The sequence below is a fragment of the Trueperaceae bacterium genome (assembly GCA_019454765.1).
GTDB lineage: Bacteria > Deinococcota > Deinococci > Deinococcales > Trueperaceae > JAAYYF01.
Genome location: JACFNR010000028.1, coordinates 1 through 12,611, shown reverse-complemented (window position 1 = coordinate 12,611; position 12,611 = coordinate 1). Strand labels below are relative to the sequence as shown.

Below are 12,611 nucleotides of genomic sequence, written 5' to 3'. Positions count from 1 at the left end.
CCCGATCAGACCAGGGCGCGCGCCTCCTCGATGGCCGCCCTGACCTGCTCGGCATGTCCGTCTGGCTTCACCCCGTCCCACGCCCGCGCGATCCGGCCCTGCGGGTCGATGAGGTACGACGAGCGCGCCACGCCCATCCTGACCTCTCCGCCCTTGCCCTTGTCGCGCCAGGCGCCGTACGCGCTGAGCGTCTCGTGGTCCGGGTCCACGAGCAGCGGGAAGTTGAGGTCGTGCTTGGCGGCGAAGGCCGCGTGGCTCGCCCTGTCGTCGGCCGACACGCCCAGCACCTTGGCGCCAACACCCTCGAACCGCGGCAACGCGTCCCGGAACTGGCACGCCTCCGTGGTGCAACCCGGCGTGTCGTCCTTCGGGTAGAAGTACACGACCACCCATGAACCTCGCAACCCCGAGAGGCTGTGCTGCCGACCGTCCTGGTCTTCCAACGTGAAATCGGGGGCCATGTCGCCTACACTCAACATCTGAGCACCTCCTCCGCCAAGCCTAGCCCCGCGGGTGAGGCGCAAGCGTGTCGGCGCGGGCGTCAGCCCAGGAGTCGGCGCAACTCGTCGAGGAGCGCGGTGACGCGCTCCAGCTTCGCCGGCGCGAGGGTGGCGAGCCGCTTGTGGTTGAGGAGCCGCTTCGTGCCGGCCACGAGGCGCTGCGTGTCGGCCGACACGGGTCGCTCGGGCTCGGCCCCCCCCTCCCCCTCCCGCAACTCCGTTATGCGCCGCCTGATCTGGCTCAGCGACAACTCGCGGTCGATCGCCTCGGCCAGCAGCCGCCTCTGGGCGGCCTCGTCCTCGAGCCTCGCTATCGCCTGCGCCTTGGTGAACGCGAGTTCGCCGTTCCGCACCACGTCGAGTAGCCTGGGCGGGAAGTCCAGTATGGGCAGCCGGTTGGTCACGAACGACGACACCGTGAACCGACCGAGCCGCCGGAAGAGCGCCTTCGCCTCCTCCCGTTTCGCGAGGTCCCGCGCGGCGCCACCGGCCCTCCCCCGCTCCTCGTTGTAGATGTCCTGCAGCAGCGCCTGCACCCGCGCGCGATCCACGTCGAGCGCGAGTTCCAGGAGGCCTAGCACGGCCTCCGTCTCCTCGACGGCGTTGAGGTCCTCGCGCTGCAGGTTCTCCGTGATGGCGATCTCGAGCGCCTCGCGGTCGCTCAGCTCGACGACGATGGCGGGGATCGCCTCGAGTCCGACCTGGCGCGCCGCGCGCGCCCGCCGCTCGCCCGCCACCACCTCGTAGCCGGCCGCGACGCGGCGAACGATGATGGGTTCGAGCACCCCCTTCTCCCTGATGCTCTCCGCCAGGTCGGCCAGCGCCGCCTGCGCGAAGTGCTTCCGCGGCTGCTGCGGGTTGTAGACGAGTTCGGCCAGCGCAACGGAACCGGCCGCCTCTGCCGCCTGTTCCGGCCCCAGGTCCCCGAGGATCGCCTCGAACACAGCGGCGCGGTCGATGTCCTGCTTCCGCTTCCTAGCCACGCGCGCCTCCCTCGAGCTGCGCCAGCAACTCCGCGGTCACCTGCCGTATCTCGCGGTCGGCCTCGCTACCCTTGGCGTAGAGCGAGATGGGCATCCCCTGCACTTGAGCATCCGAGTAGTACGCCGGCCGGCTTCCTAGCGGCGTCGACACCGGCGCGACAGCCGTCAGTTGGTTGCGGATCGCCTCCAGGACCTCCCGATCGTGGCGCGTCCTGCGGTCGTGCTGCGTCAGGACGAAGAGCGCGATGTCGAGGCCCCGCGCCGCCTTGCGGTACTCCCGCACCATCCGGATCACGGTCGGGATCCCGTCGAGCCCCTTGCGGTTCGTCGGTAGCGGCACCACGACACGGTCGGCGGCCACCACGGCCAGAGCGGAGAGCTGCCCGAGGCTCGGCGGCGGATCGATGAGCACGTAGTCGTAACCCTCGAGCCGGCGCACCGCCTCCCGCAACCTGACGACACCCATGAACACGCTCAGGATCTCCCGCTCCAGGATGGCAAGGTTCAAGTTGCTCGGGATGAGGTCCATGCCGTGCACCCGCAGGGGCTCCGGCAGCGCCAACTCCTCGTCTGCGGCCCCCTTCGCCGCCGCGGCCGCGGCGCCGCGGCCTTCGTCGCGGTCGGACTCGCCGAGCACGGCGGGGTAGATCGTCCGCGCGAGCGACACGTCGTCGTCGACACCCAACCACCTCGTCAGGTTCGCTTGCGGGTCAACGTCGATGAGCAGCACCCGCCGCCCGAGCTCGCTCAACACGTAGCCGACGTCGCGCGCCGTGCTCGTCTTGGCGACGCCCCCGGCGTGATTGAAGAACGTGACAACCTTCACGACGACCGCCTCCGTGCCGGCCGCCTCCGGGACCAGCTCGGGCGCCGTCGCCCCTGGGACCCTCATGCTCGCGCGACCTCCGGGGATTGTACCCCGCTCGGCGCGATCACCGGAACCGCGCGGGCGTGGCCCAAGTGAGCGACATCGGTGGGCGGCTCCTGTGGCCGGCCCTGCCCGGCGGCCCTGGCGCCCGCCTCGGTTCGCGGCGGCTCCGCGCGGATCCCTTGCGCCCCTGGGGGAGAGGCCGGCACGGGCACGGAGGCGCCGGCCGACCGGGATCGGCCCCGCGAGTGGGCGCCGCCCGCCATAACGTTATGGCGGGGCGCCCGGGCAGCGGCGCCGGTTGGGCAAGCAGCCTGTCCGATCCGCTCACCCTCGGGCGCACCCCCTCCCGCAGGCCGGCCCTCGCGTCACCCCGGGGCCTCGCCGCCGGCCGCCCGACCCGCGCCGCACGGTGGGGGAGAGGACCACCGACCAGCCGTCACGCGCGCGACCGCGGGGAAGCCTCCAGGGCGGCCGGGCGCCCGCCCTCCCGAGCGGGAACTGGCCGGCCAAGAGCGTCCCGCGTCGTCGCGAGACCGCGCGGGGTCTGCCGCGACCGACCCGCAATAACGTTATGGCGCCGGCCAGGTGGGCCCGGCTCGGATGCCGGCGCGGCGCCTGCCGCCTAGGAGAGGCCGTGGCAAACGCGACACGCGCGGCGGATCCGGCACGCGCACGCGCCGCGCGATCGGGCGGCCGGGCCCCCCGGGGGCCGGTGAGGCACATGGCGCTCGGTACCCGGCGCCTCCCACTTCGAGCAGATCGAGGGAGGGGAGGGGCCCTCGCGAGGGTCCGGTACCCGATCTTCCCCAGACACATGGCGTGGTGCTACCGGCCGCATCGCGGTACCCAGCGGCCGAGACGGTCTCACGTCACCGGGGAGCGGACTCTAGCAGCTGGCACGACCCCCACACCCCGCCGCCGCCGCCGGCGCGGTGTGGGGTCACCCTCGAGCGGCACCGGCCGGCGCCACCTGGTCCAAGAAGCACGTGCAGCACGGTGTTCCAGCTAGCGCCACCGTCAACGGCTCCGAAGGAGGCCCCGCCTCCCGCCCGGGCGGACGCCACGTCCACGGAAGTGGGAGGAACGAGGAACCGGCGCCCGAAACGGGGGAACCGGGGTACCGCCGCGGGCGCAGGGGAGACCCGAGAGCCGCGGGCGCGGGTGTTCCACGCTCGGCCATCTCACGGGGGATCCAAGGGAACTCCGTGGGCAGGTCGGCCGCGAGGTGGGAGGAGCCGGGTACCGGTCTCGCCTGCGCTGCCGCGGCGTGGATCAGCGACCGGTCGCTCTGTGTGGCGCTGGGTGGTTGCGATGTCCATCCGCACCAGCAATGCTTGGTGGTTGTTCTTCAGGTAGCTATTACATTCCATTGATGGAGGCGCGGGGAAAGCGTGTGGCACGCGCGCTAGGCCGATCGAGTGGGTAGCGCGCGGTACCGGGCCGGGAGGCGGCGGGTACCGGCGCGGGACGCGCGCGGTACCGCGCCGGGGATCGTGCGGGACCCCCGGGGGAGGCAGGGGTACCGAGGTGGGAAAAAGGGGGAACCATGCAGGGCCCGCGCTGGCAGGTGGGAAGAATAGGGGAAAGGTTGACCCGGATTCCCCACCAGGAGTATGGTTGCGCGAACGGCGCGGTCGGGACGGGCGGTCGCCGCGACCGTGGAGGCCACCGCAGCGCGGCGGCGGCCGCGGGCGATCCACGCCGGAGCGGGAGCGGAGCCAGGCTACCGCACGGCCGGGCGAGCGCTGCGTTGGGGTCGCGGAGCGGTGGACACGAGGCGGCGGCCGTGCCCGGCCGCCGGGGCAGGGGAGAGGCGATGAGTACCGAGCTGTACACCGACACACGGTCGCACGGGCCCGACGGCGGCGCGGACGAGGCGGCTCGTGGCGGCCTGGTCGAGCCACTTGCCGGCGGCGGAAGGCCGCAGCGCGCGCGCGGGCGGCAGCGCGGCTCGGGTCGAGGCGGGACCCGCAAGTCCGCCGAGAGGCGGAGCGGCAGCGCCTTGGCCGTCACGCAAGGCAACCCGCTCGCGCTCAGCCGGCAGGAGATGGGCATCCTCACCAAGCGCCTGCTCGTGCTCGCCCTGTCCGACATCACCAAGGAAGACCTCACGCTCGAGCCCATCCGCATCACCGCCTGGGAGTACGCGCAACTCTTCAACATCAGCGGCAAGAGCATCTACTCGCGCATCGAGGAGTCGGCCCGGGAACTTCTCGAGCAGACGATCCAGATCAAGGAGCCCAACGGCGACTGGGTGATGTTCCAGTGGGTGTCCGAGGCGCGCTACGACAACGGCCGCGAGCGCGGCCAGATGGCCGCCATCGAGATCAAGATCCACGACCGCCTCAAGCCGTACCTCCTGCAACTCAGGCGCGACTTCAGCATCATCCCCACCGAGCAGCTCCTGTCGTTCGAGAGCTTCAACAGCATGCGGCTGTTCGAGGTCCTCTACACCGCCAGCTACGCGGGCGAGCGCAACCAGCTCATCTTCGACGTGGACGACCTCAAGTTGAGACTCGGGCTCGACGGCAAGTACGAACGGTTCAAGGACTTCCGCTACGTGCTCGACAAGGCGCAGGAGGAGTTCGCCGCCTACACCTGCCTGGCGTTCGACTACGAACCGCACAAGGTCGGCCGCAAGTTCCAGCGCGTCTCCTTCACCATCAGGCGCAACGACGTCTTCCAACCCCGCGTCAGGCTCCCGGCCAGCCTCGCCAAGCGCGTGGCTCAGAGCGCTGACAAGGAACAGCTCCTCAAGGAGCTCCAGGCTGCCGACGCGCTGCGCGAGGTCGGCTGGACGCAGGACCCGGAGCGCACCGTCGCCCGCTACGGCGCGCAACGCGTCCTCGACGTGATCGCGTACGCCAAGGTGCTGCAGGGTCGCGCCGAGCAGGCGGGGCGCCCGATCTTCAACCTCGGCGGGTTCGTCCACAGCCTGTTGCAGCAGGGCATCGAACCGCCCAAGCAGGAGGCGCAAGGCGCCACGGGACCGCAACCGATGACGAAGGAGCAGGCGCGCACGGTGGCCGCGGCAGTGGCCGACGCCCTGCACCGCGCGTGCCGCGAACGGGCCGAGGCCGCCTGGCGCGAGCTCACGCCCGACCAGCGCGACCTGCTGCACACGCTCATGCAGGCCACGGTGCACCGGTTCACGCTCGAGCGCATCGAGGCCGACGGGTGGCGCGGCCCGCTCTACGAGGCCACGAGGATGGACGTCATGACCACCCACAACTTCCTCACCCTGCCGCCGCACCTGCGTGACATGAACGCCTACCTCAAGACGTACGACCCGCTGGCCGAGTACGACGCCGACGATCGCGCCAAGGTCATGGCCGAACTCGACGAGATGCAGTAGACGGGAGGGAACCATGTGCGGCCGCTACACCCTCTACCACCACGAGGACGACCTCGCGAGCCTGTTCGAGGTCGAGACCTTCCCGCTCGAGGAGCGCTACAACATCGCGCCCACCCAGTACGTGCCGGTCGTCAGGGCCAGGCTGGACGGCAGCCGCGAGCTCGACAGCATGCGCTGGGGCCTCATCCCACACTGGGTGAAGGAGCCGAAGGAGTTCAAGGCCAACCTCTTCAACGCGCGCGCCGAGAGCGCCGCCGACAAGCCGTCGTTCCGGGACGCGATGCGCAAGGGGCGCTGCCTGCTGCCGGCCAGCGGCTTCTACGAGTGGAAGCAGGAGGGTCCCAGGAAGCAGCCGTACTTCATCCGGCGCACCGACGGCGCCCCCCTCGCCCTCGCCGGGCTCTACGCCCACTGGGGCAGGGGAGAGGGCGCCCTCCTCAGCTGCACGATCCTCACCACGGACGCTAACGGCGACGTGGCGGCCCTGCACGACCGCATGCCGCTCATCCTGGAGCGGACCGACTGGTCCAGGTGGCTGGACCCGGGCGAGGTCGAACCGCGGAACGTTCTGGACCTCCTCGCCGTTCCCGCCGAGGGGCGCCTGGAGTCGTGGCCCGTCGGCCGCGAGGTGGGCGACGCGCGCTCCGAGGGGCCGCAGCTCGTGGCGCGGCAGTAAGACCCGCTTCGCTGGTCGGGTCCGCCTGGTGGTGACGGCGGCCGCCGGGAGCGGGAGCGGCGCCGAGCGCCGCCAACCCCGGCACCACCGCCACCCCCAGGCCGCCCCCAAGGGCCTGAGCCCCCGTCGCGTCACTCAGTAGCCGAGGGCCGCCCCTTGCGGCCGGCGGCTGTCGTTGGCGCCGTAGAGGGTGCCGGTCGCGAGGTCGCGGAGGATGGCCTCCGCCGACCCCCAACTGCCACCCTCGCTGATGCTGTGCCCCATCTGTTCGAGGATGGCGCGCGTGTCGGCCGAGAGGGCGTACTTCTCGACGTAGAGGGTGTCGGGCAGCCACTGGTGGTGGATGCGCGGCGCGTCGATCGCCTCCTGCACGTCCATGCCGTGGTCGATGACGTTCATGATCGACTCGAGGGTGATGGTGATGATGCGTGAGCCGCCCGGGCTGCCCGTGACCATGAACACCTCGCCGTCCTTGGTGATGACGGTGGGCGACATCGAGGAGAGGGGCGTCTTGCCCGGCGCCACGGCGTTGGCCTCGCCCTGCACGAGCCCGTAGGCGTTCGGCACGCCTGGCTTGACCGTGAAGTCGTCGAGCTCGTTGTTGAGCAGGAAGCCCGTGTCGCCGGCGATCTTCTTGACGCCGAAGCCGAGGTTGATCGTGTACGTGACCGCCACGGCGTTGCCGTCGGCGTCGACGATGGAGTAGTGGTTCGTGTTCGTGCCCTCGTGGGGCGGCGTGCCGGGCATCACCTCGCTGGAGGGCGTCGCGCGGTTGCGGACGATGCGGTCGCGGATCTGCGCCGCGTAATCCTTCGACAGGAGCCGCTCCAGCGGGTTGTCCACGAACTCGGGGTCACCGAGGTAGGTGTTGCGGTCGACGTAGGCGTGGCGCATCGCCTCCACCATGAAGTGGACCGTCTGTGCCGAGTTGAACCCCAGGTAACCGATCGGGTAACCCTCGAGGATGTTCAAGATCTCGCAGATGATGGTGCCGCCCGAGCTGGGCGGGGGCGAGGAGATCACCACGTAGCCGCGGTAGTCGCAGGTCACGGGGTCGTACTCGCTGACGGTGTAGTTCTCGAAGTCCTCCTTGGAGAGGATGCCGCCGTTCGCCTCGCTGGCGGCCACGATGGCGTCCGCGATGGGACCCTTGTAGAACGCGTCGGGACCCTGGTCGGAGATGAGCTGCAACGTGTCGGCCAGTTGGGCCTGGACGATGGTGTCGCCCACCTGGTAGCGCTCGCCGTCCTTGAGGAAGATGGCGGCCACGTTGGGCTCGGCGCGGAACGCATCGAGCGGCACGTTCAGGATGTCGTCGCCCGGCACGAGCACGAAGCCGTCGCGCGCGAGGGCGATGGCGGGCGCCAACAACGCCTCGCGGCTCATCGTCCCGTACTTCTCGCGCGCGTACTCGAGGCCCATGACCGTGCCTGGCACGCCGATCCCCAGCCACGACCTGGTGCTGGCGCCCGGGATGACCTCGCCCTGCGCGTCGAGGTACATGTCCTTCGTGGCGTTGAGGCTCGCCTTCTCCCGGAAGTTGATGAAGATGTCCTGACCGTCGGCCGTGTGCACGAGCATGAAGCCGCCGCCGCCGATGTTCCCCGAGCTCGGCAGGGTGACGGCCAGCGCGTAACCCACTGCCACGGCGGCATCGACCGCGTTGCCCCCCTGCTTGAGCACGTCGAGCCCCACCTGGCTGGCCAGGTGCTGCGCGGTCACGACCATGCCGTTCTTGGCCTGGACCGGAGCGGGCGATTTCGCCAGCGCCGGCGCGAGCGGCAGCGCGCCGAGCAGGCACAGGGCGAGCAACCTACCAACACGTGAACCCGTCATGTCCCATCCCTTCCCTTCGTTGAGTTGCCACCGCAGGCTACTGCTTCAAGGCGGGCGCGGGCGCGCATGGACACCAGGGCGAACGGGGCGAGCGGCCACCCCCTGCCGACCTCACGCTCCCGCGGCGTCGAGCCGCGCGCGCCTGCCGGCCCGTCGCGTCGCAACTGCCGCCAGCACGCCGGCCACCGCCAGGGTCGCCACGGCCGCCGCGTACGACCCGGTCTGCATGCGGAGGGCGCCCACCCCGAGCGGGGCCGCGGTCTGCGCCACGGCTATGAACGCCGCCATGCTGCCGTTGATGGCGCCGTAGTGGGTGGCGCCGAACGCCTCCCCGACCAATCCCGCGCGCGCCAGGGTGCTCGCGCCGTTGGCGAGTCCGAACAGCACCGCGAACACCCACATCCCGGCCGCGCCGGTGAGCACCAGCAGCGTGACCAGCGCCACGACGCGCGTCAGGTAGGTCGCCGTCGCCAGCGTGTACAGGTTGGCGACGCGCGTGGCGGGCGCGAAGACCACGCGCCCGGCCACCTGCACGAGCCCGATGCTCCCGGCCACCAGGGCGACGCTGCCCGGCGTCGCGCCGCGTTCCAGCAGGAGCGGAACGACGTGTGCCGCCACCGCGACGATGGCGAGCCGGTCCAGCACGAACGCCGCCGTCAGCCACCAGAAGAGCGACGAGCGCAACGCCAACCGCGCGTCGCCGTCGGGTGGCGGCCGCACCGCACCGGTTCCCGCCGGAGAGGGGAGGGGAGAGCCGTCGGGCTCGAGCCCCAACCGGCGCGGGCGGTCGCGCAGCACCAGGGCGTGAAGGGGCACGCAGGTGAGGGCGAGGACCAGCGCGAGGAGCCTCAAGGCCGCGCGCCAACCGAGCTCCTCGAGCGCCAGCGTGGCGACCGGCACGAAGATCGTGCTGGCCAGGCCCGCCACCATGGTCACGAGCAGCATGGCCCGGATGCGGTCGCGGCGGAACCACGCGGCCAGGACGGTGAAGGCGACGTCGTAGAGGGTGAGACCCATGGCCAGGCCCACCGCGGCCTGGGCTGCATACAGCGCCGGGGCGGAAGCGGCGTGGGACCAGGCGAACACGGCCACCGCCCCGAGGAGCGATCCCGCGCTCATGGGCACGCGCGCCCCGCGCGCGTCGACCCATCGCCCGATCGGCGCGGCCGCCACGCCCGACAGCAGGAGCGCCACGGAGAAGGCGCCCGAGGTCGCCGCCCGGCCGAGGCCCAGCTCGAGCTCCATGGGCACCGTGAACACGCTGTAGGCGTAGTAGAGGACGCCGTAGCCGACGGTCTGCGTCACGGCCAACGCCCAGGCGATGCGCCAACCGTGGAACGCCATGCCGCGAAGGGTATCAGGCGCGGCCCACCGGCGCTCGGGGTGGGGCGGCGCCCGGCGGCGCCAGGCACGTCCCTTGCGCACTAACGCACATGCAGGCGGCCATCCGTCGGGCTAACCTCGGGCATGCAGCGTCACGTCGCCAGGCCCCTCGGGTTCCACGGTGGCGGCGACCCCGTGGCGCCCACGGGCGAGCCACTGAGGTGGGGCGTGGTCGCGACCGGCAAGATCGCCCACACGGTGACGGCGCAACTGGCGCGGCTAGAGGACGCGCGCTTGCGGGCCGTGAGCAGCCGCGACGCCATCAAGGCGGCGGCCTTCGCCACCATGTACGGCTTCGAGGCGAGCTACTCGGACGTGCCCGGCCTGAGCGGTCACGAGGCGCTGGCCGACGACCCCCACGTCGACGTCGTCTACGTCGCCACGCCGCACGGTCAGCACCACCGGGTCGCCGCATCGCTGTTGGCCGCCGGCAAGCACGTCCTGATCGAGAAGGCGTTCACGGTGACCGGGGCGGAGGCAGCCGATCTCGTGGCCATCGCGCGGTCCAGGGGCGTGTTCCTCATGGAGGCGGTGTGGACCCGGTTCCTGCCCGCCTACCAGGCGGCGCTCGACGTGGTCGAGAGCGGCGAGCTGGGCGAGGTCAGGTACGTGCAGGCCGACATGGGCTTCATGGCCGAGCGCGACCCGCGCACCCGCTTGTGGGCCCCGGTCGATGGCGGGGGAGCGCTCCTCGACCTGGCCGTCTACCCGCTCACCTGGGTGATCGGCGCCCTCGGCCTGCCGCACGCCGTCCAGGCGATCGGGCGGGTGAACGCGGAGGGCGTCGACGAGCTGAGCGCCCTCACCTGCGGCTACCCCGGCGGCGAACTGGCGCACGTGATCGCCTCTTTCGTGTCGAGCAGCACGCGCCGAGCGCGCATCGTGGGCACGGAGGGGTACCTGGAGACCGACGCACCGCTCACCCGGCCCGACGGCTTCACCGTCGTGGCGCGAGGCGAGGAGCGCCACGAGAGCGTCCCGTCCGGCCCCGAGCCGTACACCTTCCAGCTCCGAGAGGTGACGCGTTGCGTGCAGGAGGGAAGGCTGGAGAGCCCGACGATGCCGCTCGCGGACACGGTGGCGACGATGCGGCTGTTCGACGAGGTCAGGCGGCAGCTGGGCGTGCGGTTGCCGAACGACGAGGCGGGGCTGGGCGCCCCGAAACCAGCTACCTGAAACGGGCCGTACCCACCATGGTAGACCCGGCAGCACCATCACCTCAGGAGGTGCTGCACCATGCTCAACCACTACAGCACGCTGCTTCACATGCAGGCGATCGAGACGCAGGCGCGCATGCAACGAGCCGCCGCCACCGAGAGGATGCTGCGAGAGCTGCGGCGGGCGCGCCCGCGCGACCGGCGCTGACGGCCGGCGCTCCTCAGTAACCGACCGCCTGCCCGTCCTTGCGCGGGTCGCTGCCCGCCACGTAACCGCCGCCGTCCAGGCGGTAGGCCAGCTGGGCCCCGCCGAAACCGAAGTCCTCCCCGACCTTCGAGCGCCGCACCACGTGACCGAGCGCCTCGAGGCCCGCCACCGTCTCCGCCGGGAAACCGTCCTCCAACGCGACCTCGAGGCCACCCATGACCCGCCAGCGCGGCGCGTCCGCGGCGGCCTGCGGGTTCTGAGCGTGATCCACGAGGCGCACGACCATCTGCACGTGCCCCTGCGGCTGCATCGGCCCGCCCATCACCCCGAAGCTCATGCGCGGCGCGCCACCCTGCGTCAGGAACGCCGGGATGATCGTGTGGAACGGCCGCTTGCCGCCCGCCACGTGGTTCGGGTGCTTCGGGTCGAGGCTGAACCCGGCCCCGCGGTTCTGCAGGGAGATGCCCGTGCCCGGCACCACGACCCCGGACCCGAAGCCGTGGTAGTTGGACTGGATGAAGGAGACCATCATGCCGGCCGCGTCCGCCGTCGTCAGGTAGATGGTGCCCCCGGCGGGCGGCGTGCCGTAGCCCGGCGCCTGCGCGCGGCGCGGGTCGACGAGCCCGGCGCGCGCCTCGAGGTAGGCCGGGTCCAGGAGTTGCTCCGTCCGCACGCGCATGTGGTCTGCGTCGGCCACGTACGCGTAGGCGTCCGCGAACGCGAGCTTCGTCGCCTCGATCTGCAGGTGCAGGCTCATGGTGCTGTCGACCGGGTACTCGCCGAGCCGCAGGTGCCGGAGGATGCCGAGCGTCTGCAGGGCGGCGATGCCCTGGCCGTTCGGTGGTATCTCGTGCAGCTCGTAACCGCCGTACGCCTGCTGCACCGTCCCCACCCAATCGGCGCGGTGGCTCGCCAGGTCCTCGAAGGCGAGCGGCGCGCCGTGCCGCCTGGCGTCGTCGCTCATGGCGTCCGCCAGCTCGCCGCGGTAGAACGCCTCCCCCCGGGTGGCGCCGATGCGCTCGAGCGTCGCGGCCTGGTCGCTGAAGCGGAACAGCTCGCCCGCTCGCGGCGCTCGGCCGCCCGGCAGGAAGCCGCGCCGGAACTCCGCGAACCGAGGCGCCGCGAACGTCTTCTCGGCGAACCCCCACGCCCTCGCAGTGACCGGCGTGACGCGGAACCCGTCGCGGGCGTAGCGCACGGCCGGCTCCAGCAGCGCCTCGAAGGGGAGCCGCCCGAACCGCGCGGAGAGCTCTACCCAGGCGGAGACGGCGCCCGGCACGGTGACGGAACCCCACCCCCGTGGCGGCGCCCCGTCGGCGCCCTCCAGGTGGCCGGCGGTCAGGGCCGTGGGCGCTCGCCCCGAGGCGTTCAGGCCGTGCAGCCGACTCCCGTCCCACACGATGGCGAAGGCGTCGGAGCCCAGGCCGTTGCCGGTCGGCTCCACCACCGTCATGGCGGCGGCGGCCGCCACGGCGGCGTCAACGGCGTTGCCGCCGGCCTGGAGCATGCTCAGGCCGGCCTGCGCCGCGAGCGGCTGCGAGGCCGCCACGACGTTCCCGGCCATGACCAAAGGGCGTTGCGACGGGTAGGGGAGGTCGAAGCTCAGCTGCATGGTGTGTGCGCCCTCCTTCGGCGCTTCGGC

Annotated in this window: 9 protein-coding genes; 3 read left to right on the top strand and 6 right to left on the bottom strand. The window is 71.8% G+C overall.

Translation table 11 applies throughout. The features are described from left to right. Nucleotides 1-5: 5 nt before the first annotated feature. The 3 genes from H3C53_08810 to H3C53_08800 form a co-directional block, all read right to left on the bottom strand. Entirely contained in the window at nt 6-479 is a 474-nt protein-coding gene (locus tag H3C53_08810) for a peroxiredoxin (protein ID MBW7916766.1), read from the bottom strand. A 62-nt stretch (nt 480-541) separates the two neighbouring features. Continuing rightward, a complete protein-coding gene (locus H3C53_08805) occupies nt 542-1,483 on the bottom strand; it encodes a ParB/RepB/Spo0J family partition protein (GenBank protein MBW7916765.1) in 942 nt (313 codons plus the stop codon). Then, the gene (locus tag H3C53_08800) at nt 1,476-2,309 is read right to left on the bottom strand and encodes a ParA family protein (protein MBW7916764.1); all 834 of its coding nucleotides are present in this window, start codon (nt 2,307-2,309) and stop codon (nt 1,476-1,478) included. The genes H3C53_08805 and H3C53_08800 overlap by 8 nt, the downstream gene beginning before the upstream one ends. A gap of 1,861 nt (nt 2,310-4,170) precedes the next feature. Here H3C53_08800 and H3C53_08795 point away from each other — a divergent pair. Next, on the top strand, nt 4,171-5,709 hold the full coding sequence (locus H3C53_08795; GenBank protein MBW7916763.1) for a replication initiation protein: 1,539 nt from the start codon (nt 4,171-4,173) through the stop codon (nt 5,707-5,709). Nucleotides 5,710-5,722: 13 nt separating this feature from the next. After that, complete coding sequence (locus H3C53_08790) at nt 5,723-6,385, top strand: SOS response-associated peptidase (protein MBW7916762.1); 663 nt, start codon at nt 5,723-5,725, stop codon at nt 6,383-6,385. 135 nt (nt 6,386-6,520) lie between these two features. On the opposite strand, the gene ggt is transcribed toward H3C53_08790, so the two are convergent. After that, complete coding sequence (gene ggt, locus H3C53_08785; protein ID MBW7916761.1) at nt 6,521-8,221, bottom strand: gamma-glutamyltransferase; 1,701 nt, start codon at nt 8,219-8,221, stop codon at nt 6,521-6,523. A gap of 111 nt (nt 8,222-8,332) precedes the next feature. Further along, entirely contained in the window at nt 8,333-9,565 is a 1,233-nt protein-coding gene (locus H3C53_08780) for an MFS transporter (protein MBW7916760.1), read from the bottom strand. A gap of 123 nt (nt 9,566-9,688) precedes the next feature. Between H3C53_08780 and H3C53_08775 the strand changes: the two genes are divergently transcribed. Further along, nucleotides 9,689-10,780 (top strand): Gfo/Idh/MocA family oxidoreductase, encoded by a 1,092-nt coding sequence (locus H3C53_08775; GenBank protein ID MBW7916759.1) that lies wholly within the window; start codon nt 9,689-9,691, stop codon nt 10,778-10,780. A 202-nt stretch (nt 10,781-10,982) separates the two neighbouring features. Here the strand turns inward: H3C53_08775 and H3C53_08770 are convergent, their stop codons facing one another. After that, nucleotides 10,983-12,581, bottom strand: a complete 1,599-nt coding sequence (locus H3C53_08770; GenBank protein MBW7916758.1) for a gamma-glutamyltransferase family protein — start codon at nt 12,579-12,581, stop codon at nt 10,983-10,985. Between the last annotated feature and the right edge of the window lie 30 nt (nt 12,582-12,611).